The 25,572-nt window shown below is 61.9% G+C and carries 22 protein-coding genes; 11 read left to right on the top strand and 11 right to left on the bottom strand.

What is annotated here, in order from left to right; genetic code table 11:
* Nucleotides 1–109: 109 nt before the first annotated feature.
* The 4 genes from MPN23_RS12485 (at nt 110) to MPN23_RS12500 (ending at nt 3,666) form a co-directional block, all read left to right on the top strand.
* A complete protein-coding gene (locus tag MPN23_RS12485; protein WP_243544521.1) occupies nt 110–1,111 on the top strand; it encodes a glycosyltransferase in 1,002 nt (333 codons plus the stop codon).
* Between the two features lie 121 nt (nt 1,112–1,232).
* Nucleotides 1,233–2,417, top strand: coding sequence for a potassium channel family protein (locus MPN23_RS12490; protein ID WP_243544522.1), 1,185 nt, complete (start codon nt 1,233–1,235; stop codon nt 2,415–2,417).
* The gene (locus tag MPN23_RS12495) at nt 2,414–2,959 is read left to right on the top strand and encodes a cyclic nucleotide-binding domain-containing protein (RefSeq protein ID WP_243544523.1); all 546 of its coding nucleotides are present in this window, start codon (nt 2,414–2,416) and stop codon (nt 2,957–2,959) included. The genes MPN23_RS12490 and MPN23_RS12495 overlap by 4 nt, the downstream gene beginning before the upstream one ends.
* Before the next feature lie 92 nt (nt 2,960–3,051).
* Entirely contained in the window at nt 3,052–3,666 is a 615-nt protein-coding gene (locus MPN23_RS12500; RefSeq protein ID WP_243544524.1) for a hypothetical protein, read from the top strand.
* A 113-nt stretch (nt 3,667–3,779) separates the two neighbouring features.
* Here MPN23_RS12500 and hisG read toward each other — a convergent pair whose 3' ends face one another.
* The 6 genes from hisG to MPN23_RS12530 form a co-directional block, all read right to left on the bottom strand.
* Nucleotides 3,780–4,658, bottom strand: a complete 879-nt coding sequence (gene hisG, locus MPN23_RS12505) for an ATP phosphoribosyltransferase (RefSeq protein ID WP_243544525.1) — start codon at nt 4,656–4,658, stop codon at nt 3,780–3,782.
* Nucleotides 4,658–5,032 carry a phosphoribosyl-AMP cyclohydrolase gene (hisI, locus tag MPN23_RS12510; protein ID WP_243544526.1) on the bottom strand — a complete coding sequence of 125 codons (375 nt, stop codon included), beginning with the start codon at nt 5,030–5,032 and terminating at the stop codon, nt 4,658–4,660. The genes hisG and hisI overlap by 1 nt, the downstream gene beginning before the upstream one ends.
* Before the next feature lie 211 nt (nt 5,033–5,243).
* Nucleotides 5,244–6,407 (bottom strand): ATP-grasp domain-containing protein, encoded by a 1,164-nt coding sequence (locus MPN23_RS12515; protein WP_243544527.1) that lies wholly within the window; start codon nt 6,405–6,407, stop codon nt 5,244–5,246.
* 2 nt (nt 6,408–6,409) lie between these two features.
* On the bottom strand, nt 6,410–7,789 hold the full coding sequence (locus tag MPN23_RS12520) for a sigma-54-dependent transcriptional regulator (protein WP_243544528.1): 1,380 nt from the start codon (nt 7,787–7,789) through the stop codon (nt 6,410–6,412).
* A gap of 68 nt (nt 7,790–7,857) precedes the next feature.
* Nucleotides 7,858–9,282, bottom strand: coding sequence for an ATP-binding protein (locus MPN23_RS12525; protein ID WP_243544529.1), 1,425 nt, complete (start codon nt 9,280–9,282; stop codon nt 7,858–7,860).
* 3 nt (nt 9,283–9,285) lie between these two features.
* Nucleotides 9,286–10,626 carry a glucose-6-phosphate isomerase gene (locus tag MPN23_RS12530; RefSeq protein ID WP_243544530.1) on the bottom strand — a complete coding sequence of 447 codons (1,341 nt, stop codon included), beginning with the start codon at nt 10,624–10,626 and terminating at the stop codon, nt 9,286–9,288.
* Between the two features lie 286 nt (nt 10,627–10,912).
* Here MPN23_RS12530 and aroE point away from each other — a divergent pair, with 286 nt between their 5' ends.
* Together aroE and MPN23_RS12540 are read left to right on the top strand one after the other, a co-directional pair.
* Nucleotides 10,913–11,722, top strand: a complete 810-nt coding sequence (gene aroE, locus MPN23_RS12535; protein ID WP_243544531.1) for a shikimate dehydrogenase — start codon at nt 10,913–10,915, stop codon at nt 11,720–11,722.
* Nucleotides 11,723–11,764: 42 nt separating this feature from the next.
* A complete protein-coding gene (locus MPN23_RS12540; RefSeq protein WP_243544532.1) occupies nt 11,765–12,409 on the top strand; it encodes a peptidylprolyl isomerase in 645 nt (214 codons plus the stop codon).
* 170 nt (nt 12,410–12,579) lie between these two features.
* Here the strand turns inward: MPN23_RS12540 and MPN23_RS12545 are convergent, their stop codons facing one another.
* Nucleotides 12,580–13,917, bottom strand: coding sequence for a histone deacetylase family protein (locus MPN23_RS12545; protein ID WP_243544533.1), 1,338 nt, complete (start codon nt 13,915–13,917; stop codon nt 12,580–12,582).
* A 4-nt stretch (nt 13,918–13,921) separates the two neighbouring features.
* Nucleotides 13,922–15,628, bottom strand: a complete 1,707-nt coding sequence (locus MPN23_RS12550; RefSeq protein WP_243544534.1) for a hydantoinase/oxoprolinase family protein — start codon at nt 15,626–15,628, stop codon at nt 13,922–13,924.
* A gap of 208 nt (nt 15,629–15,836) precedes the next feature.
* Between MPN23_RS12550 and MPN23_RS12555 the strand changes: the two genes are divergently transcribed.
* The 3 genes from MPN23_RS12555 to MPN23_RS12565 all read left to right on the top strand — a co-directional run bounded on the left by MPN23_RS12555 (nt 15,837) and on the right by MPN23_RS12565 (nt 19,422).
* Nucleotides 15,837–17,657, top strand: coding sequence for an SLC13 family permease (locus MPN23_RS12555; RefSeq protein WP_243544535.1), 1,821 nt, complete (start codon nt 15,837–15,839; stop codon nt 17,655–17,657).
* 531 nt (nt 17,658–18,188) lie between these two features.
* Nucleotides 18,189–18,845, top strand: a complete 657-nt coding sequence (locus tag MPN23_RS12560; RefSeq protein WP_243544536.1) for a metallophosphoesterase family protein — start codon at nt 18,189–18,191, stop codon at nt 18,843–18,845.
* Between the two features lie 106 nt (nt 18,846–18,951).
* Entirely contained in the window at nt 18,952–19,422 is a 471-nt protein-coding gene (locus tag MPN23_RS12565; RefSeq protein ID WP_243544537.1) for a 23S rRNA (pseudouridine(1915)-N(3))-methyltransferase RlmH, read from the top strand.
* A gap of 27 nt (nt 19,423–19,449) precedes the next feature.
* On the opposite strand, the gene MPN23_RS12570 is transcribed toward MPN23_RS12565, so the two are convergent.
* Entirely contained in the window at nt 19,450–20,721 is a 1,272-nt protein-coding gene (locus MPN23_RS12570) for a GGDEF domain-containing response regulator (RefSeq protein ID WP_243544538.1), read from the bottom strand.
* Nucleotide 20,722: 1 nt separating this feature from the next.
* On the bottom strand, nt 20,723–21,487 hold the full coding sequence (locus MPN23_RS12575; protein ID WP_243544539.1) for an enoyl-ACP reductase FabI: 765 nt from the start codon (nt 21,485–21,487) through the stop codon (nt 20,723–20,725).
* Nucleotides 21,488–21,553: 66 nt separating this feature from the next.
* Between MPN23_RS12575 and MPN23_RS12580 the strand changes: the two genes are divergently transcribed.
* The gene (locus MPN23_RS12580; RefSeq protein ID WP_243544540.1) at nt 21,554–22,171 is read left to right on the top strand and encodes a WbuC family cupin fold metalloprotein; all 618 of its coding nucleotides are present in this window, start codon (nt 21,554–21,556) and stop codon (nt 22,169–22,171) included.
* A 79-nt stretch (nt 22,172–22,250) separates the two neighbouring features.
* Nucleotides 22,251–23,162, top strand: coding sequence for a DMT family transporter (locus MPN23_RS12585; protein ID WP_243544541.1), 912 nt, complete (start codon nt 22,251–22,253; stop codon nt 23,160–23,162).
* Nucleotides 23,163–23,246: 84 nt separating this feature from the next.
* Here MPN23_RS12585 and MPN23_RS12590 read toward each other — a convergent pair whose 3' ends face one another.
* Nucleotides 23,247–25,562 (bottom strand): bacteriohemerythrin, encoded by a 2,316-nt coding sequence (locus MPN23_RS12590; protein ID WP_243544542.1) that lies wholly within the window; start codon nt 25,560–25,562, stop codon nt 23,247–23,249.
* Nucleotides 25,563–25,572: the final 10 nt, after the last annotated feature.

Below are 25,572 nucleotides of genomic sequence, written 5' to 3' on the forward strand. Positions count from 1 at the left end.
TTTGGTTTTGTTTCATGATAACCATGAAGCGGATTCGGGCAAGGGGTGATCTTGCCAAAGACGCGGGTTTGTGGTCTGCAATGGCATTCGAACCGGAACCGGAGCACGCATGAAAACGCATATCTTTCTTCCCCCTGTGAGCAGGCCGACCGGCGGCATTACCGTGCTGCGCCAGATCGCGGACATTCTGCATCGGGCCGGGCGCGAGGTCTGCCTTGTGGCCCGGGAGCGCACGGGCTGGCGACCGGCCGGACTGGAAGACGCGGCCCCGGTCGTGGAATGGGCTGACATGCGACTTGAGGCGGGCGACGTGTGGCTCGTTCCCGAGGGTTGGGCCAATGCGCTGATGCCGGGCCTTGAGGCGCGCGCCCGATGCGTGAGCTACGTGCAGAACTGGGCGTACCTGTTCTCGTCTCTGCCTCCGGGCGTGACGTGGGACAGGCTGCCCGTGGAATTCGTGGGCGTGTCCGATCCGGTTTCGCAATTCGTGGAACTGAGCACGGGCAGGCCGACCCCGACCCTGCGGCCCGGCATTGATCTCGATCTGTTTGCCGCGCCCGAGGCCAAGCCGGACGGGCCGGTGCGCGTGGCATACATGCCGCGCAAGAACAAGGCGCTGGCCGCGCAGATTCGGGCGATTTTCGAACACCGCAACGGCCCGGACCGGGTGCGCTGGGTGGAGATTCAGGGCATGGACGCGTTCGGCGTGGCCCGGGAACTGGGCAAGGCCCACGTGTTCCTGATGACCGGATTTCCCGAAGGATGCCCTCTGCCGCCGCTGGAAGCCATGGCCTGCGGCTGCGCCTGTGTGGGCTATGCGGGCTTTGGCGGCTGGGACTACATGCGGCAGGCCCTGCCCGGGCGATACGCGCCCATGGTGGATTTGCGGCCCGTGGACTGGGCTGGCAACGGCCTGTGGTGCGCGGACGGCGATGTGCTGGACGCGGCCCTGAGTCTGGAAACCATGATGAAATGGGCCGAGGTTCGTTCTCCGGAACATGTGGCCTGTGTGGACGCGGCAAGGGCAACGGCCCGGGCCTATTCCGTGCAGGAGCAGGAACGTGCCGTGCTCGCGCTCTGGGATTCCCTTGAGCAGACTGCCCGAAAATAACGACCTGCTGCCGGGAACGTCCGGAGTTTTTCCTTCACCCCTTCCATTGACTCCATCTCCGTCATCAGTCATATCCTGAGGTAACTTCCCGAAAAGGAAGCAACATCCGCAGGAGTGATTCGTGGAAACCGTTTCGGCCGCATGGACCACGTTTCTGTCATGGGTGCGCACACCTTTCGGCAAGCTCGCCGGGCTGATTCTGGCGCTGCTTGCGGGCAGTACCGTGGGCTTCTACTATTTCGAACTGCACCCGCACGGGCAGGTCACGGACATGTTCGGCGCGCTGTGGTGGGCCGTGGTGACGTTGACCACCGTGGGCTACGGGGACATGGTGCCCGCCACCACGGGCGGCAGGATCATGGGCGTGTTCGTGATGATCTGCGGCATCGGTCTGGTCAGCACGCTGACCGGAAATCTGGCGTCCATGCTCGTGGAGCGCAAGGCCAGAAAACGCAAGGGGCTGCTCACCGTGAATCTGACAAATCACGTGGTCATCGTGGGCTGGAACGATTTCGGCCCGGAACTGGTGGACGCGCTCCGGGATTCCGGGGTGCTGCAAACGCGCGACGAGCGGGCCGACACGCCGCTGGTGCTGGTGAACAGCCTGCCGCAGGACGAACGCGACGCCATCGCCTTTCATCTGGACATGGGCGACCGCCTGCATTTCGTGTGGGGGCCGGTGGCACAGGAAAGCGTGCTGCAAAAGGCGCGGCCGGATCTGGCCAAGGTGGTCTATCTGCTGACGCAGGGGCGTACCCAGTCAGCCAAGGAAGCGGATCAGGAAATCCTGCATGCAGCCCTTGCCGTGCGCGAACTGGCGCCGCAGGTGCCTCTCTACGGCGAGGTGTCGCTTCAGGAAAACCGCAAGCATCTGCTGCGCGCCGGAGTGAACGAGATTCTGGTGCGCGGCCAGCTCACCAGTCTTGTGCTCGGACTCATGGGCGCGAATCCGACCATGTGGACCCTGCTTCAGGAACTGCTGGGGCTGCGCGGCTCCAATCATCTGCAGTTTTCCCGGCTGGACGGCGAGGACAGGGCGCGCACATGGGGCGATCTGCTGGCCGGGTACCGCGCTGCCGGTCGACTGCCGCTCGCCCTGTGCCGGGAGAGCAGGCACGTGTCTCTTGAGGATATTCTGGATCAGGAATCCGCGCTGGACCAGTTCATCATGGAGCTGTTCCGCAATGCCGGACAGGAAACCGGCATGGGCGAGGGCGGGCCGCGCATTCTGGCCAATCCCCCGGACAGCGAGCCGCTGGCAGCCTATGACGGCGTGCTCTACCTCAATCCCGGGGAGGCGCGATGACGGCTTCGGGCGACCGCATTCCCGATCTGGACTGGAGCGCGATTCCCCTGTTCCGGGGCATGTCCCTGAATGCGCTGGACCGCATCAGGCCGCTGTTTCGGCCCATGTCCCTTGAAGCCGGGCAGGAGCTCATCACCGAGGGCGAGGAAGGCGACGAAATGTACATCCTGATTCAGGGCAGGGTCCGGGTGAGCAAATCCATGCTCGTCCGGGACATGCATCTGCCCATTCTGGATGTGGAGAATCCGCGCAAGGTACTGGCCACGCTGGAGGGCGAGGAGTTCCCGGTGTTCGGAGAAATCGCGCTCATCGACCGTGACACCCGTTCGGCCACGGTCGCGGTTGTCCGGGATTCGGATTTTCTGGTCACGGACCGACAGGCGTTTTTCGAATTCGTGGAGCGCGAACCCTCGCTTGGCGCGCGTCTGCTCCTCGTGCTTGCCCGCCGCATGGCTGGCACCATCCGCAAGAGCAACAGCGAAATGATCAAGCTTTCCACAGCCCTGGCATTGGCCTTGAGCCGGGTCAGAGAGCACGGTTGAGCGAAAAACGGCTTTCCCTCCTTGCAGACATGCTGTTCATCAATTAAAAGAACGTTCTGTATAACAGTTGTGTTTCACGCCAAGGAGAGAGCATGCATTTCTATATTATAACGCCGACCCCTTCCCATGCTGTGGTGTCTCAGGAAGACTTCATCAATTTCTGGGAAAAATTTTATGTGTACCCTGACCATGAATACTTTGAGAACATGAAGGGTGAATTGAACGACGAAAAGATATCGGAGTTGTTCAAATGGAAAAACGGACGGGAGTTGTACGGAAAACAACCTCAGGCCATCGACAGGTATCGAAAGTATTCCCCGCTTCCGACTTCACCGGAAGACCATGAGGGACTTCGCCAGTATTTCGAAACCTGTGGAACCACCATCTGGCCTGCGTTCTGGCTCCATTGCAACCATCCGGAAAGTTTTCCCATCTTCGACCAGCATGTCTATCGCGCCATGAAGTATCTGAAAACCGGAGAAATCGAGGAGATTCCCAGTTCCTATACGGCGTATTCAATGGCATACGTTGAGGAATACATTCCGTTCTTCAATCTGTTCAGGGAAAAGTCCAACGGCGACGGCAGGGATTGGGAGGGAGTCTCCAAGCAGACCCGGGCCGTGGACAAGGCGCTCTTTTCGTTTGGAAAACATCTTTTGGATGTGAAGGGACCCGAAAAGGAAGAGAAGGAGCGAAACAAGAAATAGGAGTTGTCTCCATTCCTTCATGCCGCCGGATGCGGCCCGTCAAAATGAAAAAAGCGTCCCACCCCATTTCGGGGCGGGACGCCTGATGTTCGTATCCATGGCAACCGACTGAACTAGATGACCTTGTTCAGCGGGTATTCGATGATGCCTTCCGCGCCAAGGGCCTTGAGTTCCGGGATGAGTTTGCGCACCACGGATTCCTCGACCATGATTTCCACGGACAGCCAGTTCGGGTCCTGCAACTCGGCCACGGTGGGCGAGGTCATGCTGGGCAGGGAGCCGTTCGCGTCCTTGAGCTTGTCCTTGGGCAGGTTCATCTTGAGGCCGACCATCTTGTCCGCGCGCAGTGCGCCCTGAAGCAGCAGGTTGATTTCCTCGATGAGCTTGCGCTTCTCGGGGTCGGCCCAGGCGTCCCTGTTGGCAATGAGCCGGGTGTTGGTCTGCATGAGTTCGGCAATGATGCGCAGGCCGTTGGCCTTGATCGTGGTGCCGGTCTCGGTGATCTCCACGATGGCGTCGCACAGCCCTTCCACGACCTTGGCTTCGGTGGTGCCCCAGGAAAAGGATACGTCCACGTTCACGCCAAGGGATTCGAAATAGCTTTTGGTAAAGCCCACCAGTTCGGTGGCCACCTTCTTGCCTTCCAGATCCTCGGGCCGCTTGAACGGGGAGTTGCCGTTCACGCACAGCACCCAGCGGGCCGGGCGGTTGGACACCTTGGAATAGATCAGATCGTCCACGACCACCACGTCGGAATTGTTCTCGCTGATCCAGTCGCTGCCGGTCAGGCCCACGTCGAACGTGCCGTTTTCCACGTACACGGACATTTCCTGCGCTCGAGCCAGCGAGCATTTGATGCGGTCGTCGTCAATGTCCGGGAAATAGTTGCGGTGGTGCAGCTTGATCTTCCAGCCCGCCTTGGCAAACAGGTTGATGGTGGCATCCTGAAGAGAGCCCTTGGGCACACCGAGTCTGAGATATGGTTCGGACATTACTTGTAGACCTCCTTGGGGTCGAAGACGAGAGGCGAACATTCGCGGACCTCGCCGTTCTTGAGTTCACGGAAAAAACAGCTGCGGTAGCCCTTGTGACAGGCCGCGCCGCCGATCTGGTCGATGAGAAGCACCAGGGTGTCGTCGTCGCAATCGATGCGGATGGACTTCACCTTCTGCGTATGGCCCGAGGTACCGCCCTTATGCCATAGCGTATGTCGGCTGCGGCTCCAGTAATGGGCCTCGCCGGTTTCCAGTGTCCTGTCCCATGCTTCCTCGTTCATGTAGGCCATCATCAGGATTTCGCCGGTTTCGGCATCCTGCGCAATGGCCGGGACCAATCCGTTCATCTTTTCAAAGTCTGGTCTGATCATGCGGTACCTCGTATCAGATGGAATATTTCCGCGCCGATGTGGAGCGGAGCAGAATTACATACCGAATGGCCGCATGAAGCGCAACCAAGGGATATCAGGTGTTTCCGCATTGTCATGAAACCGGGCAAGGGGCTGGAACGCATGAAAAAAGGCGGCCCCCACCGGATTTCCGATGCAGGGGCCGCCCTTGCGAACATTTTTGCCGTTGTTGCTATTTCATGCGCAGATAGTGTGAAAAATCCGCAGACAGCACCTTTTTCAGCTCGTCCATTTCCGATTCGGGCGTGGCGGCAAAGGCAAACGCGAACACGGGATAGGCCGTGTGATCGATGCGCCGCAATTCCAGCACGGAATGGAACAGGTCGGCAAATCCGTCGTAATCCACGGATTCGATGGCGTTGCGGTCCACGCCCGGAGGCACGTCCCCGATGCACATGGAATAGATCATGTTGCCGCGTTCCTTCAGGATCGCGTCCCAGTCCGGTTCCATGCCCCTGAAATAGTATTCGTAGGGATTGAAGCCCCATGCGAACCAGGACAGGTCGGCCACGCACCAGCCTGCAAAGCGCAGGGGATTGGCCTCGATGGGCACCACGTTGCCGCTCGCGTCCTCGCGCACTTCCAGATGCATGCAGAAGTCGCGGAAATCCAGCGTCTTGCCAATGGCCTGCACAGCCTCGCGGAACCGGGGCAGCTTTTCGCGGATAATGGTTTCCGAGGTGTAGTAGAGCCGGTCGCTCACATCGTCCGCGGACGGGAACACATGGTGATACACGTTCAGGATCACGGCCTGCCCGTCGGCGCGGAAATACGCGTCAATGGCGTATTCCTCGCCCTGCAACGCCTCTTCGGCCAGAAACATGGCGCGGTCCACCACGGCCTCGGGATAGTCCTGATTGATGGTCCGGGTTTCCTCGCGGATGGCCTTGACCACGCCGGGCCATTCCTCGTCCGCAAACACGGGATGCACGCCAAGGCTGAAGAATCCCCGGGCCGGCTTGATCACGAACGGCTTGGGCAGCGCGGTCACGTCCAGCGATTCCAGTTCTTCCAGCGGCACGCGCCGGAACCGGAAATCCGGATACAGCCCGGCAAGGGCCTCGCGGAACGCGGCCTTGTCCTTGCACAGCTCGATGCGCCGGGCCAGAGCGGAATCTCCGGCTGCGTCCAGCACGGCTTCCAGACTGTTTTCGGAATTGGTGTACACGGCCTCGCCTCTGGCGATGCGGTCGGCCAGTTCGTCGCGGGACGCAAAGCGCACGTCTGCACCGGCCAGCAGGGCGCGTGCCGGGGCGGTGTCCAGCACGTCGATGCCGAGCGCGGAGACCGACGCCTTCAGAAAGTCGGAAACATAGGGGTAGTCGGGAACTATCATGATTACTTGGCCTTGCCTGCCAATTCGTATTTCTTGAGCTTGTATTGCAGGTTGCTCTTGGAGAGTCCGAGCATTTCCGCGGCCTTGACCTGCACGAAATCCGCCTTGACCAGAGCTCGGCGCACGAGCGCGCCTTCGATCCTGTCCATGGTTTCGGCCAGATTCAGACGCGAGGGCAGCAGATCGACCGCGCTCTTGAACTGGGCTTCCTCGTCCTTGATCTCGGGCGGCAGGTCGTCCGCGTCGATCACGTCGGCCCGGGTCAGGACCGTGCACCGCTCCACCACATTTTCAAGCTGGCGCACGTTGCCCGGCCATTCATAGGCCGTGAGGTAATCCATGGCCGCCGAGGTGAACCCCTTGAATTCAACCCCGTTGATGCGGGAATACTTTTCCAGGAAATGCGCGGCCAGCAACGGAATGTCCTCGCGCCGCTCGCGCAGGGGGGGCAGGAACAGGGAAACCACGTTCAGGCGATAGAACAGGTCCTCGCGGAATTCGCCCTTTGCCACGGCTTCCTGAATATTCTTGTTGGTGGCGGCCACGATGCGGATGTCCACGTCAATGGTTTCGGCGCCGCCCACGCGTTCGATCTGGTGTTCCTGAAGCACGCGCAGCAGCTTGACCTGCAATTCCGGGGTCAGTTCGCCGATCTCGTCCAGAAACAGGGTGCCCTTGCTGGCCTGCTCGAACTTGCCCTTGCGCATGGCCGTGGCCCCGGTGAACGAGCCCTTTTCATGGCCGAACAGCTCGGATTCCAGCACGCCCGGATTCAGGGCCATGCAGTTCACGGACACGAAGGCCTGGTCGCGGCGTGGCGAGGAGTTGTGGATGGCCCGGGCAATGAGTTCCTTGCCCGTGCCCGACTCGCCGAGAATCAGGACCGTGGACCTGCTGGGCGCGGCCCGGTCCACCATGTCCAGCACCTGCTCCATGCCCTTGCCCCGGGCAATGATGCTGCCCTTGCCGTACCGCTCGCGCATCTCGCGCTTGAGCCGCACGTTTTCCTGCTGGGTTTCGGCGTACTGCACGGCCTTGGACAGGGAGAGCAGCATTTCCTCGTTGGCAAACGGCTTGGTGATGTAGTCGAACGCGCCGATGCGCATGGCTTCCACGGCCGCCTCGATGGACCCGAACGCGGTCATGATCAGCACCGGGATGTGCGGATAATTCTTTTTGACCCGCTCCAGCACGTCCTGCCCGGTCATCCTGGGCATCTTCATGTCCGTGAGCACCACGTCCACCTCGGATTCCTCGAGATAGGCCATGCCCATTTCCGGATCGGCCAGGGCGGTCACGTTGTACCCCTCGTCTTCGAGCAGGCTTTCCAGAATCAGGAGATAGTTCTTTTCGTCGTCAAGTATGAGTATGTTCGCGGACATGGTCTGCGGCCTTTGTGTCTGAATGGATTTCGGTTTGCCGCCCGGATTCTCGGGCGAGGTTCCCTGTTCTACTGGTCAGGGAAGATCATGTCCACCCTGGCTCCGCCGTCCGCGTTGTTGGACAGGTCCAGGGATGCGCCGTGGCTTTCCAGAATGGTGCTGACAAGGGCCAGCCCCAGTCCGGTGCCGGAATCCTTGGTCGTGAAGAACGGGTCGCGCACCTGCTCCAGATGCTCGGGATCGAAGCCCGGCCCCGAGTCCAGCATGGTCACGTGCACGTTGCCGTTCTCCCGCACCGCCGTGATGTGGATGGCGCCCGGGCCGTTCATGGCCTGAAGCGCGTTGGCCAGAATGTTGTAGAAGGCGCGGTAGAGCAGGTCCTTGTCGCCCTGCGTGGTCACGTCTCCGGAATAGTCGCGTTCCACGGTCACGCCCAGCTTTTCGCATTCCGGCTCCAGAAACACGGACACCTGCTCCAGCAGCCGGGACACGTCCACGGGCCGACGCACGGGCTGTCTGGGGCGGGCATAGTCCAGAAATTCGGTCACGGTGCGTGACAGTCGCTTGGCCTCCTCGAACAGGGCTTCGATGAGCCGGGGATTCGGGGCCTGATCCTTGCGCGCCTTTTTCAGGATGAGTTCCGCGCTGGAGCAGATGATGCCCAGCGGATTGCGGATCTCGTGGGCCACGCCAGAGACCATGCGGCCCATGCCCGCAAGCTTTTCCTGCTGCATGAGCTCGCGCTCGTACCGTTCCTTTTCCCGGAGGTTCTCCAGATGCAGCCGTTCGGCCCGGCGGATGACCACGAGAATGATGAAGAACAGGCCCAGCGAGGTGAGCAGGGAAAAGGCGATGACCAGCCGCTCGAAGTTGAGGATGGCCTTGTAGTCGTCCGTGATGTCCTGCTGGAATTCCAGAATGCCCATGATCGGGTTTTCGCTCATCTCGGTCAGGCTGCGTTCGGCCCGGAGCGGATAGTAGGCCCGGAGCGTGAGGCTGCCCGGTTGGAGCGTCATGCGGAACAGGGCCATGAACTTGGACACGTTGGCAATGATTTCGGAACTGAATTCCTCGGTGTCCCAGGTGTGGGTGATCCGGTAGAGCGGCCCCTTCTTTTCGCCCACCTCGTCCTTGTTCAGGGAATAGGTGATGGTCCCTTCCGCGTCATAGATGCGCAGGGACGTGACGTGAAAGCTGTGAATGGTGGAGCGCACCACCTGATCGAGATTGTCGAACTGGTCCGGGTGACGCAGCCGGATGCCGCCATAGCGGTAGACCGTGGGCATGACAAAGCGCGTGAACACCTGATGGCTCACGTTCTCGGCCAGCAGCAGCCCGAATTCCTCCTGCTTTTCCAGCAGGGTGCCTTCCGCGTATTTGGAGATGAAAACGGAAAGGAGCAGGCTGAACCCCAGAATGATGATGAAGAGCGTCCACGTGAGGAGCTTCACTATCTGGAGAGGCCTGCCCCCGTATATGGGTTCCTGATGCAACTATTACAACTCCCGTATGTCCCTGTCCGCAGTGAGGAAGGCCTGAAGATCGGCCTTTTCCTCCTTGAGCCCGTCCGCGCCGAGCCGCGCCTTTGCCAGACGCTTGCCCAGTTCCACGGCAGGCTGGTCCAGCGGATTGATGCCCATGAGCCAGCCCGTGAGAATCGTGGCTGCGCCGAGCAGGGCAATGAGCTTGCCCGCCTGCCTCGGTTCGTCGCGCTCAAGGCGGATTTCCACAAGGGGAACCCCGCTGGCACTCAGGGCCATGCGCGTTCCCAGACCCTCCGCCTGGATGAGTTCTCCGAAGTCCTTGCCCGCCACATACCCGAATTTTTCCGGCAGGTCAGCCGGGAATTTCGGCCCTGCGGGCAGATTCGGGCAGGTCAGGAACAGGCAGGCCTTGTTGCGCCTGCCATCCAGAAACATCTGGTTCACGGAATGCTGGTCCGTGACCCCGATGGCCGGGATGGGCTGGCTGCCCTTGCCTTCCTTGCCCAGAGACTCGGCCCAGAGCTGGGCAAACCAGTCCCCGAAGCAGGCCCAGAGCGGAATGTAGGAGAAAAAGATCATTTCGTCGAAACCCGCGTCCATCAGGGATGCGCCCCAGACCGCGAGCTGGAACGAGGGATGTGCCTCCAGCGTTCCGGCGTCCAGATCGGGCGCGGCAAGCCTGGCGGCGATGTCCCTTGCGCCGTCGAACAGGGCACACACGTCCATGCCCAGAAACTGGGCCGGAATCAGGCCCACGGCCGAGAGCACGGAATAGCGGCCTCCGAGATTGTCGGGCACGGGCAGGGCCGGAATGCCGAATCTGTCGGCTTCCTCGCGCAGATAGCCCTGTTTTTCGTCCGTGACCAGAATCATGTGTTCCTGCCATGCGTCGCCAAGCTTTTCCTGCATCCATTCCTTGGCGATGAAGTATTGGCCCACGGTCTCGATGGTTCCGCCGGATTTGGAAACCGTGACCACCACGGTGTTTTCCGGGGGCAGTTTGGCCAGATTCGCTTCAAGAGCGTAGGCGTCCACGTTGTCCGCGATCCAGAGACACGGACCGCTGTGTCCGGGCTGGTCCTGCTGCGGAAAAAACGCCTTTTGCAGGGCCCGTGCACCCAGAGCCGACCCGCCGATGCCGAGCAGCAGCATGTGGTCGAAGGTCTTGAGCAGCGGGCTCAGCTCCTGAAGCTGCGCCTTGAGCGCGTTCATGTAGGGCATGGAGAGGAAGGGAAGCCTTCCGGCGCCGACTTCCTGGCGCAGGTGTTCGGCCATGCGGCCTACGGCCGCTTCGTACGGGGCCGTGTTCAGCTTTTCCAGCGCGGCTCCGCTCCAATCCAGAACGTCAGACATATGGCACCTCCGGGGCATGTTCTCGGCTTTGCCGATGATATTCCGATGATCAGGTCTTCCGAAGAGGAATACCATTATTTCGCGAAAAGAAAAGCCTGAAACCGGGCACCCTTTTTCCGGCTTCCGGCAGGGTCTACCCATGAACCTGTGCGGCTTGTCAACTGCGGAAATGAATTTTTCCAATGAAAATGGAGTGTTCCGTCAAGGTAAAATACCCGGATTTCCGGTCCTCCCAAGGGCTTGAATTTCCCGGCAGGTGCGGCATATAGTCCGGACCGGAGGACGCATGACCCGACAGTACGGCATTATCGGCTGGCCGCTCGGCCACACCATGAGCCCGGCCCTGCACAACTGGGGGTTTCAGGGCCTTGGCCTGGACTGCGAATATCAGGTCTGGCCCACGAAGCCGGAGCAACTGGACGATTTCATGTATCAGGTTCGGGAAACCCCGATTCACGGCCTGAGCGTGACCATTCCGCACAAGCAGGCGGTCATGGAGCATCTGGATTTTCTCACCTACCGGGCAAAGGCCGTGGGCGCGGTGAACACCCTGTACTGGGACAGGGACCGCCTGTGCGGCGAAAACACGGACGTGGCCGGATTCATCGCCCCGCTCGTCAAGCTGGAATCCCTGCCCGAGTCCGCTCTGGTCATGGGATCGGGCGGCGCGGCCCGGGCCGCAGTGGCCGGACTCATGGAGCTCGGCGTGTCCGAAGTGGCCGTGACCAACCGCACGCGCTCCCGGGCGCAATCCATTGCCCATGACTTCGCTGTCCGGTATGTGGACTGGGACATGCGCGCCGAGGAATCGCCCGGACTCATCGTCAACTGCACGCCGCTTGGCATGCAGGGGGAATTCCGGGATCAGTCCCCATGGGACGGAAACCGGTTTCCGGAAAACGCCGTGGTGTACGACATGGTCTACAATCCGCTGGAAACCCTGCTGCTCAGGCAGGCGAGGAAGGCGAAGTGCATCGTGATTTCAGGGCTGGACATGTTCCTGAATCAGGGACTGGCCCAGTTCGAACTCTGGACCGGACACAGGCTGGACGAGGCCGCGGCCCGGGAAGTCCTCCTGAACAAGCTCGCCCGCTAATCGGCTGCCCGAAGCAGCACCAAAACGAGAACGAGGTTTGCCATGAAATGCATTCGCGTTTCCCTTTTTGCCATGACCCTGACCCTGCTGCTTTTCGCGGGCACGATCCTTGGCCCGAACGCGGCACAGGCCGGTCCGAACCCCGTGGTGGTGATGGAAACCTCCATGGGCCGGATCATCGTCATGCTCTACCCCAAACAGGCCCCGATCACGGTGGACAACTTTCTGCGCTACGTGAACGACGGGTTCTATGACAGCACCATCTTTCACCGTGTGGTGCGCTCCAAGCCGGGCAAGGGCGGCATCGACATCGTGCAGGGCGGGGGCTTCGAATTTCCCATGAAGAAGAAGCGCACCCTCGGCCCCATTGCCAGCGAGGCCAACAACTCCCTGCTGAACGACAAGGGCACCATTGCCATGGCCCGCCGCATCGGGGACGTGAATTCCGCCACCAGCCAGTTCTATTTCAATGCCGCGGACAACGCGGCCCTGAATCAGGGGCTGGTCAAGGACAGCTTCAAGGAAAAGACCATGCACCAGAAGCCCGGGTTCACGGTCTTCGGCAAGGTCATCCGGGGCATGGACGTGGTGGAGAAGATTCATCAGGTCAAGACCGGACGCTCGGGCCTGTATCAGGATGTGCCGGTCAAGCCGGTCTATCTCATCCGCGCCTATCAGCCGAAATAGCCTCGGCTGCCGATAAAGGCCCGATTGCGTCGTTGCGCAAGAAAAGGCAAACCCTCGCGTATGCACAATACGCGTCGGGCTTGCCTTTTTTTGCGCGCCTGACATTCGAACCTTTCTCGACAGCCTTCAGGACGGGAAGGGAAAACACGCGGTATTCTTTCGTCCGTGCTTCAGAAACCGTAGCGCAGGTATTCCCTGTCCTTGCGGTTGATGAGCTGGATGTAGCGATAGCCCCCGCCCTTGAGCTGGGCTTCCTCCACGAGGCGGTGCCCCAGCTCCCGGCAGTGCGGGCAGGCGTTCCACGGGATTTCCACGCCAAGGCTCAGGGGATTGCTGGACGAGCTGGTCTCCACCTTGTACACGCCCCGGCACTGGTCGCAGAGGTGCAGGGTTTCCTGCTGGTTCTCGCTGATGCCATCCGTATCGTAGTAGATGTTCTTGCGCCGGGTGAACACGTCCCCGGATATCACGCCCTGCCCGTCCCGGTCGCCGCCCTGGAACGGCGGGGGATTGAAGTACAGTTCGGGCAGCACGTCGCACAGCTTGTTTATGTAGTCCGTGGTGCGCTGGTCCTGCCGAATCCGCTCCGGCTCGTAGTTGGGCTCGCGCACATGGGAATAGTCCAGCCCGGCCATGGCCAGACAGATGCCCAGATTCACGTAGGGCAGCGCGCCCTGAATCGAATATCCGCCTTCGAGCACGGCAATGTCCGGGGCAAGCATCTCGTTCATGGCCGCATAGCCCTGCGCCGAGAAGTTCATGTTGGTGATGGGGTCCGTGAAATGGTTGTCCTGTCCTGCGGAGTTGATGACCAGATCGGGCTTGAAGTCCTTGAGGATGGGCAGGACCACGCGTTCCACGGCCATGAGGAATCCCTCGTCCGACGTGTTGGGCGGCAGCGGGATGTTCAGGGTCCGGCCCAGTGCGGTGGGGCCGCCCATGTCCTGCGGAAATCCCGTGCCCGGATACAGGGTGCGCCCGTCCTGATGCAGGGAGATGAACAGGGTGTCCGGATCGTGCCAGTAGATGTCCTGCGTGCCGTCCCCGTGATGACAGTCCGTGTCCACGATGGCAATGCGCTTGTGCCCGTACTTTTCGCGGATGGATTCGATCATCACGGCTTCGATGTTGATGTTGCAGAACCCGCGCGAGCCGTGCACCACCTTCATGGCGTGATGTCCCGGGGGCCGGGTCATGGCAAAGGCGCGTCTGCGTTCCCCGCTCATCACGAGTTCCGCGGCCTTCATGGCCCCGCCCGCCGAGATCATGTGCGACCGCGTGGCCACGGCGTCCACGTCCGGAAAGCAGAAGTGCACGCGCTCCACGTCCTCCACGGACGCCACGTCCGGCTTGTATTCCCCGATGCCCTCGATGTCGAAGATGCCTTCCTCGCGCAACTGGTCCTGCGTGTAGAGCAGCCGTTCCTCGCGTTCCGGATGTGTCGGGGAGATGGCCCAGTCGAATGCCGGGAAAAAGATGATGCCGAGGCTGGTTTCCGCCTTGAGCATGGGCTTACGCCTCCTTTGCCAGCGTGGCCGAGACTCCGGGCCGCACCTGGCATTTCACGCGGATGTTCCTGCCCGCGCGCTCGTATCCGTCGATCATGTTGAAGCTGGACGCATGGGTGATCTTCGCGTCCTCCGCATTGAGTCGCACGCCCAGCGAGTCGAGCTGCATCACGAGCTGGTTCACCGCGTCCTCGCGCGCCGCGTCCAGATCATAGCCGGACGGCACGTTTTCCCTGTAGGAGAGCGAGGGGATGAACAGCACGTGCCGCTGGGTGTCGGCAAAGAGTTCCAGTTCCCACGTGGTGCGGGTCAGGGCCGCGCCCACGGCATTGGCCACCCCGTAGTTCGGGGGAACCTCGGTGGACAGTTTGAACTGGTGGAAGACCGGATCGCGCAGTGCCTGGGCCGGACCGCCCATGAGATACAGCTTGCGCGGCACCACGCGCTTGCCTTCGAGCAGCTCGTGAATGGTGTACACGGGCTTGGAGTTGATCTCGTCCACAAGGGCGCGGGTCTCGTCATGAATTTTGCGTGCAGCGTATTCCACGGCCCGGTCCGCAAGCGCGTCCGCAGGCATGGTATGCGCCTCGGCAAACCGTTCCACGGCCTGCTTCGAGGCGGCAGTGTCGCCCACCTCGCACGCCCCCTGAAAATTGAGGCAGTCCGTGAGGGTGAGCCGTTCGCCGCCAAGAGACACGGGCGGGCCGAGCCGGTTCGGGCCCACAGCGACCTCGTCGCCAATGATCGAGACCGCGGAATCCCCGCCAAGGCCGATGGACCGGACCTTGAGCGCGTTCACGGATGTGGGGTGCGAGCCGATGTGGATGCCGTCCCGTTCGATCAGGGGCGCGCCGTCCGCAAACACCGCAATGTCCGTGGTGGTGCCGCCGATGTCCAGAATCACGGAGTCGTGAAAGATGTCGGTCAGGGCGACAATGCCCATGACGCTGGCTGCCGGGCCGGAAAAGATGGATTGCACCGGCAGGGTGCGCGACTGGCTCAGGGGCATGGTGCCGCCGTCCGCCTTGAGGATGTTCACGGTGACGTCGCCCAGTCCCTTTTCCCTGAGGGAGGCTTCGCCCGCGTCCGCAAACTCGTTGAACAGCCGCCACACTGCGCAGTTGAAATAGGCCGTGGCAATGCGGCGCGGAAAATTCAGGGCTCCGCCGAGCTGATGACCGGACGTGACGAAATCCGCGGCCTCGCACCGGGCGTCATCGTCGCAGGCGCACGCGGCCCGACGCATGGCGTTCTCATGGCGCGGATTGCGCGTGGAAAACTTGCCCACCACCGCGAATACGCGCACTCCGTTCTTCCGGCAGGAAGCCAGAGCCTGATCGAGCTGCTCGCGCGACAACGCCCTGATCTCGTTGCCCCGGTGGTCCACGGACCCGTCGATGACGTGAAAATCGCGGCAGGGCATGAAGTTGTGCGGATCAATGCCGGGCCCGGCGCTGACCAGCACGCCCACGTCCTCGATCTTTCCTTCCACGATGGCATTGGTGGAAAGCGTGGTGGAAAGGTTGAGCTGCGAGACCTGGTTGCGGTCCACCTGCTCCAGAATGGCATCCAGAGCCGTGTCGATGGACCACATCAGATCGTGGTGCCGGGTGGGAACCTTGCAGGACGCGATCACGCGCGCCCCGTCTTGATCGACCTTCACGGCGACCGCGTCCGTGTGCGTGCCGCCGACGTCTATGCCGAGTAACATGTGTGCCTCGCTTTTTTTTCCAAGCCTTGCCGTTGACTAGCATCGGCCCGAACACGAGGCAACCCGGGATTCGGCGAACGGCACCTCGGATTCGGGGAACGGTCCGGAACAGCGGATCGGGAAGGCCTTGCAGGATTGACGAATCAGTCGGATTCTGATTCATTCTGGAACAGTGCCCTTTTCCCGGACTTCAGCCAAAGGCGGCCCCATGCTCGACCAGTTCATCGTGTTCGGAACCCTTGCCCTTGCCCTCGTGCTCTTCGTGTACGGACGGCCCAGATACGATGTGGTTGCCATGATCGCGCTCATGGTCGTGGCTGTTGCCGGGCTGATACCCGCGTCCGAGGTGTTCGGCGGATTCGCGGACCCGGCCGTGATTACCGTGGCCATGGTGCTCGTGGTCTCGCGTGGTCTGGAAAAGGCCGGGCTGGTGGACATGCTGGCCACATGGATCGAACGGTTCGGCTCGAACATGTACGTGCAGCTTGGCGCGCTGGTCGGGGTGGTGACCGTGGCCTCGGCCTTCATGAACAACGTGGGCGCACTGGCCCTGACCATGCCCGTGGCCATCCGGCTGGCCGTGCGCGCGGACCGATCCCCGTCCTATTACCTCATACCCATTGCCTTTGCCTCCCTGCTCGGCGGCCAGATCACCATCATCGGCACTCCGCCCAACCTGATCATCGCGGGGTTTCGGGACAACGAGCTGGGCGCGCCCTTCCGGATGTTCGACTTCGCGCCCGTGGGATTCTGCGTGGCCGTGGTTGCGGGCGCGTTCATCACCTTTCTGGGCTGGCGGCTCCTGCCCGTGCGCAAGGGACAGGGCTCGCGCGAACAGCTCTTCGACATGGATGCCTACCTCACGGAACTGGTGGTGCCCGAAGGTTCGCCCCATGCAGGCCGTCCCCTTGTCGACGTGCAGGCGTTCCACGAGACCGACGCGGTGTACGTCAGTCTGCTGCGCGGAAATGATCATCCGCACATGCCCGCGCCCAATGAACAGCTTCGGGAAGGCGACGTGCTGGTCATCGAGGCGGACAGCGAGACTCTGGACGAATTTCTGCAGAAGACCGGATTTCTTCTGGGCGGTTCCAAGGATCATTGTTCCAGAATTCTGGCGGAAAACCGGCAGGCGTGCTCGGACGTGCAGATAGGCCGGGAACTTTCGGTCGCGGAAATGGAATTTCAGGAGGCCGTGGTGCGCACGGACTCTCCGCTCATCGGCAGCACGGTTCGCGAACTTCGGGTGCGGACCCGGTTCGGGGTGAACGTGCTGGCCGTGTCCCGCCGGGGCGAACGCGTGCGTTCCCGGCTCAAGGCCACCCGGTTCAAGGCGGGAGACATCCTGCTGGTGCAGGGCGGGGCCGACGTGCTGGCCGAGGCGTTCCGGCGGCTGGCATGCATGCCCATTGCCAGCCGGGAACTGGCGTTCGGTTCGCCCCGGCCCGTACTGCTTGCGGCTGGCATCTTCGGCGTGTCCATCCTGCTGACCGCGTTCAATGTCCTGCACGTGTCCATATCCGTGACTCTGGCCGTGCTGGGCATGCTCTTCACCGGCGTCCTGACCATGCGCGACGTGTACCGCAGCGTGGAATGGCCGGTCATCGTGCTGCTCGGGGCCATGCTGCCACTGGGCACGGCGCTGGAATCAACAGGCGGAGCCGACACATTGGCCGGGGCGCTCCTGTCGTTTTCCGGCAGTCTGCCGCCCGCCGCGATCCTGACCGTGCTCTGCGTGGGCACCATGCTGCTTTCCAATCTCATCAACAATGCGGCCGCCGCCGTGCTCATGGCGCCCATTGCCATCGGCGTGGCCAAGGGACTGGGCGCGTCCCCGGACACCTTTCTCATGCTCACGGCCGTGGCCTGCTCCTCCCCGTTTCTCACGCCCATCGGACACCAGTCCTGCACGCTGGTCATGGGCCCGGGCGGCTACCAGTTCAGCGACTACTGGCGCGTGGGGTTGCCCGTGTCCGTGATCGTCACGGCCGTGGCCGTGCCAGCGGTCATGTTCTTCTGGCCTCTCTAGCTGGCTGTCTCGAAACGGCAATCTGCGGCGTTGCTGCGTAAAGGCCAGACTCTCGCGTATCGGAATACGCGTCGATCCTGCCCTTTTCTTGCGCCTTGCATCTCACCATTTCGAGACAGCCGGTTTTGAAAACGGCAATCTGCGGCGTTGCTGCGGAAAGGCCAGACTCTCGCGTATTGGAATACGCGTCGATCCTGTCCTTTTCTTGCGCCTTGCATCTCACCATTTCGAGACAGCCGGTTTTGAAAACGGCAATCTGCGGCGTTGCTGCGGAAAGGCCGGACTCTCGCGTATCGGAATACGCGTCGATCCTGCCCTTTCCTTGCGCCTTGCATCTCACCATTTCGAGACAGCCGGTTTTGAAAACGGCAATCTGCGGCGTTGCTGCGGAAAGGCCAGACTCTCGCGTATCGGAATACGCGTCGATCCTGTCCTTTTCTTGCGCCTTGCATTCCTTTTGTTCGGGGTTTGCAAGGCCAACCTTGGGTTTCCCGGCAATATGGTATACCGTTGCAGATCAAGGAGGCGCACATGTACTGGATAGCATTCGGAGACATTCACGAACATATCACCCCCTTGGAGAGCATTCCCGATCTGGAGGAGGCCGAGGGGATCATTATTACGGGCGACCTGACCAACCGGGGCGACCGCGTTGCTGCGGACAGGGTGATTTCCGCCATTGCGGCGCGCAATCCCAACATTCTGGCCCAGCTCGGAAACATGGACACAACCGACGTGACCGAGTATCTGGCGGGCAAGGGCATGAATCTGCATCTGCAGGTCCGCGAACTCGCGCCCGGGCTGGGCGTCATGGGCGTGGGCATGTCCGCGCGAACCCCGTTCGGCACGCCCAGCGAGGTGGACGACGAAACCCTGGGCGAATGGCTGGATCGAACCCGTTCCCTGGCCGAGCAGTACGACAGGCTGATTCTGGCCGTGCACGAGCCGCCCCGCAACACCAGACTGGACATGCTTCCGGACGGCACGCATGTGGGCAGTCTTTCCGTGCGCGTCTTCATTGAACGGGCAAAACCCGATCTGGTCCTGACCGGGCATATTCACGAGGGAACCGGCATGGACATGATCGGCAACACTCCGGTCTTCAACCCGGGCATGTTTGCGGGCGGCGGATACGTTCGCGTGGACTGGGACGGGACCGAACTGAACGCACGGCTCATGAGCATCTAGCAAGGCGCCTGCAAGGCTGCGTTCTCGCGAAGGCCGGCGCGGATCGGTCTCCCGAGGTGCGTCCTGTGCTCCTTGCTGCTTCTTTCAATCGTTTTCAGAGGTATTGATGTCGAAGATCGGATTCATCTGGGTGGGCAAGCTCAAGGAACCCTTTTCCCAAAAAGGGTGCGAGCTGTACTGGAAAAAGCTGTCGCGCTTCCACAAGCTGGAAGAGAACATGATCAGGGACGCGCCCGGCAAGCTGCCGCCCGAGGAAAAGAGCAGACGCGAAGGTGAATCCATCCTGTCCAAGGTGGGCAAGGGCGACATCCTGATCATTCTGGACGAACACGGTGAACGGTTCACGTCCCGCAAGTTCGCGGCCAAGCTCCAGACATGGACCGACGCCCCCAATCAGCGACCGGTCTTCGTCATCGGCGGTCCCTTCGGCCTGTCCGACGAGGTCAGGAAGCAGGCCCGCTTCGCCATCCGCCTGAGCGACATGACCTTCCCCCACGAGCTCGCCCGAGTCATGCTTCTTGAGCAGCTCTACCGTGCAGCCACCATTCAGAAGAACATGCCGTACCACCACGACTAGGCGTGCGTGATCGACTCGCCCGGCCTTCTATTTCTCATCCAGAACGATTCTGTTTCGTCCGTTTTCCTTGGCCTGATACAGGGCCTGATCCACACGCTTGAGCAGGGTTTCCTGATCCTCGCCCAAGACGTGGCGGGCCACGCCGAAGCTGGACGTAATTTGTCCGGGCACGCCCGTGAACGCGAATTCGGCCACGGCGCTGCGCAGGCGTTCGGCCTCGTGCGCGGCCCGGTCCGGGGCCGAGTTTCCGGCAAGCACCATGAATTCCTCCCCGCCCCAGCGGGCCAGCGTGTCCGTCTCGCGGATGTTTTCCCGCACGAGAGCGGATATCTCGCGCAGCACTGCGTCGCCCACGTCATGGCCATAGGTGTCGTTGATGGACTTGAAATGATCGATGTCGAACATGATCAGGGAGAACGGCTTGCCCGAAAACATGTGCCGATCCAGCAGACGCAGAAAACTGCGGCGATTCAGGGCGCGGGTGAGCGGGTCCGTGGACGCCTCGTCCCGAAGACGGGCCTTTTCCTCCTCCAGTTCGCTCACGTCCTGAAACGTGAACACGCGCAGATCCGAATCCGGAAACGGGTTGAAGGTCACGGCGAACGCGGACGGGCGTGCCGAGGGCGTGCGCGGATTTTCCAGTTGCACCACGTGTTCGCGGTCCAGCGGATCGTTCACGATGGCGTCGATCCATTCCCCGGGCAGACCGGAATACGGTTCATGGTTCAGGCTGACCAGAAAATCCTCGATCCCCAGATCAAGCCGGGACATGGCCTCATGGTCCGCATGGCCGAAAAAGGAGCAGATCCGCCGGTTGGCGTACACCACGTCGTTGCCCCGGGCCAGAAGCGCCGGACCGGGAAACAGGTCCAGCATGTGGCGCAGGGAATAGTCGGCCTGCGCCAGTCTGCGGTGCATGGCGATGTTGCGCGCGCAGCGGCGGACCGCAGCCAGCAGTCTGCCCGGGTTCACGGGCAGGCGCAGGAAGGCCTGCACGTCGCACTCCACGGCCTGAAGCAGGGTCTTGGGGTTGTACGGCCCGAATGTGGCGATGATCTGGGCGTCGGCCCGGTCCCGGCGCACGGCGCGGATCAGGTCCAGTCCATCGAGACGCGGAAGAAGAATGTCCGTGACCAGAATGTCCGGTTCGGCCGCATGGTACCGGTTCAGGCCCTCGCGACCGTCCCGGGCCGTGCGCACCTCGGCGGCGGCGCCGGAAAGCAGTTCGGCCAGCCTTTTTCGCTCGTAGTCCTCCTGCTGCACCACGAGCACGGAAAGGGTCCTGCGTGCGCGGGACACGTCACACGCCCATGATGTTGTAGCCGGAATCCACGAACATCACTTCGCCCGTCGTGCCCGAGGAAAGGTCCGAGGCCAGAAACAGCGCGCTCCTGCCCACGTCGTCCACCGTGATGTTGCGATGCAGGGGCGCCTTTTCCTCGATGCGCGACAGGATGGTGCCGAACCCGGAAATGGCCGAGGCCGCCATGGTCTTGACCGGGCCTGCGGAAATCGCGTTGATGCGCACCCCGCTCTTGCCCAGATCAACGGACAGGTAGCGCACGCAGGCTTCGAGCGCGGCCTTGGCCACGCCCATGGCATTGTAGTTGGCCACCACCTTGCCCGCGCCGTAGTAGCTCAGGGTGATCACGGATGCGCCCGGGGAAAGCAGCGGCTCATAGGCCCGGCACAGGGCCACGAGGGAATAGGATGAAATGTCCAGCGCGATGCGGTAGCCCTCGCGGCTGGTGTCGATGAACCGGCCCTTGAGGTCCTCGCGGTTGGCATAGGCAATGGAATGGACAAGAATATCCACCCCGCCCCATTTCCCGCGTACCAGCTCGGCCCCGGCCGCAATGTCCTCGTCGCTGGTCACGTCGCACTTGAACAGCATTTCCCCGTCCAGGGATTCGGCAATGGGCTCCAGTCGCTTGCGGATGGGGTCGGCGGCATGACTGAACCCGAGGCGTGCGCCGTGTTCCCGGAACTGCCTTGCAATGCCGTAGGCAATGCTGCGGTCATTGACCACGCCGAATATCAGGGCCTTTTTTCCTTGCAAAAGCATGCGCTGCTCCTTGGACTTTTGCTTCACCATACCTGCGCCGGGGAATCCGGGCAATGAGAAGACGACATGCCCGGGAAACATCGTGTCCGGCTTGCCATTTCCCCTGTGCAGGGCTACCACGTCATGATGAGCGATATAGACAAGAAATACCCGTTGGCTCTGGAACCGCCGTCCGGGGACGTGGTGCCCATCACCTTGGAAATGGTCAGCGAACTCCTGCGTCTGTCCAGGGAAAGCCCGCGCAAGCGGATGATCCAGCCCCTGCACAAGCATGACGGGGAGTCGCTGCACCGCATGTTCAACGCGTTGCAGCCCGGCACCTACATCCCGCCCCATCGGCACCGGAATCCGGACAAGTCCGAAACCGTGCTCGTGATTTCCGGGGGCATGCTGTTCATCGAATTCGATGAAACCGGCAACGTGACCAGCCACCTCATCGTGCAGCCCGGCACCGCCGTGTTCGGCGTGGACGTGGCCCCGGGCGTGTATCACACCTTTTTCGCGTTCAAGCCGGACACCCTGCTCTTCGAGGTCAAGGACGGGCCGTATTCCCGGACCGACGACAAGGACATCCCGGAATGGGCCCCGGCCGAGGGCACGCCCGAGGCCGTGGAATATCTCGTGGACCTGATCAAGGGCATCATGAGCGAGCAGGCCGAACCCGAAGTGGAGCAGCCGTCCTAGCAGCCGTTTTTTCCCGGTCGGGCGCGCTTGCCTCTCCAGAGGATTCCCCGTATGCAAAGGGGTTTCCGGGAGGGAGATCATGAATACACGCACCCTGCGTGCCGACCTGCTGCTTTTCGTCACCGCCGCCATCTGGGGGCTCGCCTTCGTGGCCCAGCGCATGAGCATGGACCATGTGGGACCGCTCACGTTCAACGGAGTGCGCTTTGCGCTCGGTTCCGTGGCACTCGTTCCCCTGTTTCGCCGCATGGAGCGCGGCAGGGCTCCGGGCTTTGCCGCCACGGATCGAAAACGTCTGGTCCGGGGCGGCCTGATTCTGGGGCTGGCCCTGTTCGCCGGAGCCACGCTCCAGCAGATCGGCCTTGCCGGACCGCAGCTTCAGGCGCTGGGGCTGGAACCGTCCACTGCGGGCAAGGCCGGATTCATCACCGGACTCTACGTGGTGCTGGTGCCGCTCATGGGCCTGTTCTTCGGCCAGCGAGCCGGACTGGGCACGTGGGTCGGCGCGGGACTGGCCGTTGCCGGCATGTATCTGCTCTCCGTGACCAGCGGCCTGAGCGTGTCCTTCGGGGACATGCTGGTGCTGGCCAGCGCATTGTTCTGGGCCGGACACGTGATCATCGTGGGCAAGCTCTCCCCGGGCATGGACGGTTGCGACGCGGTCAAGCTTTCCTCTCTCCAGTTCGCGGCCTGCGCCGTGCTCAGCCTGATCGGCGCGGTTGCCACCGAGGAGATCACCCTTGCCGGGCTCGAGGGCGCAGCCATTCCCATTCTCTATGGCGGCCTGCTTTCCGTGGGCGTGGCCTACACGCTTCAGGTGCTGGCCCAGCGGGACGCGCAACCCGCGCATGCGGCCATCATCCTGAGTCTGGAATCCGTGTTCGCGGTCATCGGCGGCTGTCTGGTGCTCGGCGAAGTGCTCACGGTCCGCGCCATGATCGGTTGCGGCCTGATGCTCGCGGGCATGCTTTTCAGCCAGCTCAGACCATAGCCAACCTTTTTTCGACACAAAAAAGGCGCCCCGTTTTCTGCGGGGCGCCTTTTCCTTCAAGCGACTGATTTTCGATCCGAAGGCCTAGCGCACTCCGGCGCGGTTCAGGAACGGACCGTACTTCCTGTCCGTGCCCTTGATGTGGTTCACGAGCCAGTTGCGCAGGAATTCCATGACCTCGTTGGTGATGGCCGCGCGTCCGGCCTTGAATTCCTTTTCCAGTTCCAGCACCTGATCCACGAGCTTGGTGTGCTCCTTCTGGTGGCCGATCATGGCCGGATAGTGGTGTTCCTCGAACAGGGATTCCTCATGGGCGAAATGATGGACCGTGTATTCGCGGAGTTCCTCGAACACCTTGCCCAGAATGTCGCTGCCCTTGCCCGTGCGCATGGCCTTGTGCAGTGCGTTGACCAGATCGAACAGTTTCCTGTGCTGCTGATCTATCTCGCGCACGCCCACGGAAAAGCTTTCGTCCCAGTCCATGAGATTGCCGGTGGACGGTCTGCGTCTGGCCGCTGCCGACGCCGTGGTCGGCGCAGGACGGGATGCGGACGGTCTGGGCGCGTACGATGCGGGGCGGGAAGCGGAAATCGGAGCGGACAACTGCGCGGCCGCGTGTTCCAGAGCTGCGGCATCGCCGCTGGCCATGCCCTCGATCACCACGTTGATCTGTTCGGTCAGGGAAGCGAGTTCGCGCAGGGCAACAGCGGATTCCGACATGCCGTGGGCGTTTTCATCGGCAATGCTGCTTACTTCGTCCAGAGCGTGGGTCACTTCCTCGCTGGCTGCGGACTGTTCCTCGGCAGCCGTGGCAATGGTGTGGATCTGGCCGGTGTTGGTCTCGATGTAGCGGACGATCTCTTCAAGAGCTTCTCCGGCGGAATGGGCCAGATCCGCGCTTGTGGAAACAGCCTGATTCGCGCCTTGCATTTCCTTCATGTTGTCGCGGGTGCCGTTCTGGATGGCAGAGACTGCGTCGCCCACTTCCTTGGTGGCCTGCATGGTCTTTTCCGCGAGCTTGCGCACTTCGTCGGCCACCACGGCAAAACCGCGTCCGGCCTCGCCAGCGCGCGCCGCCTCGATGGCCGCGTTCAGGGCGAGCAGGTTGGTCTGGTCCGCAATGTCCGTGATCACGTTCATGATCTTGCCGATGCCCTCGGCCTGTTCGCCGAGGGATTCCAGACTGCGCTGCATGCGCATGGAATGGGTTTCCACGTCGTTGACCGAGGAGACCACATCCGCCACCACTCCGGCGCCGGACTGGGCCTTTTCGCGCACGGCCTCGGCATTTTCCGCGGCCTCGGCAGCGCCGCGTGCCACTTCCATGATGCTGGCGTTCATCTGTTCCATGGCCGTGGAGGTCTCGGTGGTGCGTGCATTCTGCACGTCCGCGCCGCGTGCCACCTGTTCCACCTGTACGGAGAGCTCCTCGGTGGCCGAGGTCAGGCTGCTCATGAGATCACGCAGCCGCTGGGCCGCTTCGAGCAGGCCCCGGCTCTGGGCCTCGTTGCGGATGTTGGCTTCCTGCGCATCGGCCTGGGCGCGACGCGCGTCGTCCGCAGCCTTGGCCGCGTTGTCCGCGGCTTCCTCGGCTTCCTCGATCTTGTCGAAAACCGTCTTGAGCATGGTGTCCACGGCCTGCCGCAGCAATCCCATTTCGCCGGTGAACACGCCTTCTGCCCGGGCCTTGAAATCGCCGCCCGCAACTGCGGAGGCGAACCGGACCATGCGGCCCAGAGGATTGATGGTGGCGCGCACGCTGAGATATCCGGCCAGAATCGCGGCCAGAAGTCCGGCCACGAGCAGCCCGAGAATCAGGTATGCCTCGAAGTCGGCAGTCTCCATGACTTCCTTGCCTCTGTCGGTCATGAACCGGCTCACTGTGGCGGAAACAAGGTCCACGTCCCGGGCAAAGTCGTAGGTGATCTGCTTGTACGGGGTGAGCAGGGCATTGGCCTGCTCCGAGGTGATGGAGGGATCGTTGCGCACCCTCTCCATGGTGGAGAACACGCCGTTCCTGTAGGCGGCGTATTTTTCGTCAAGCCCGGCAATGAGCTGCTGAAGCTTGGCAAGACTGGCTTCCTCGCGGCTCTGTTCCTCCAGAAAGGCCAGGGTCTTGAGGAGTTTTTCGGATTCGGCGTTGAACTTGCGCACGGCTTCGGCCTGCTTCTCAGGGCTGCCGATGTCCATGAAGAAGTCCTTTTCGTATATGCGGTGGTTCAGGCCCAGAGTCCGGATGTCCTCGGCCGCCGTGACCAGAGGCAGGCTCTTGGTGAGCAGGTGCTCCAGCGCCTTCTGTTCCTGCGTGACGCCGTGATATCCGCTGATGCCGACTGCGGCCAGAATCAGGGTAATGACGGCGAATCCCAGAATCAGCTTGAATTTGATCGTGCCTTTCATGGTTTGCTTC

The organism is Pseudodesulfovibrio tunisiensis, from assembly GCF_022809775.1.
GTDB classification, from domain to species: Bacteria; Desulfobacterota; Desulfovibrionia; order Desulfovibrionales; family Desulfovibrionaceae; genus Pseudodesulfovibrio; species Pseudodesulfovibrio tunisiensis.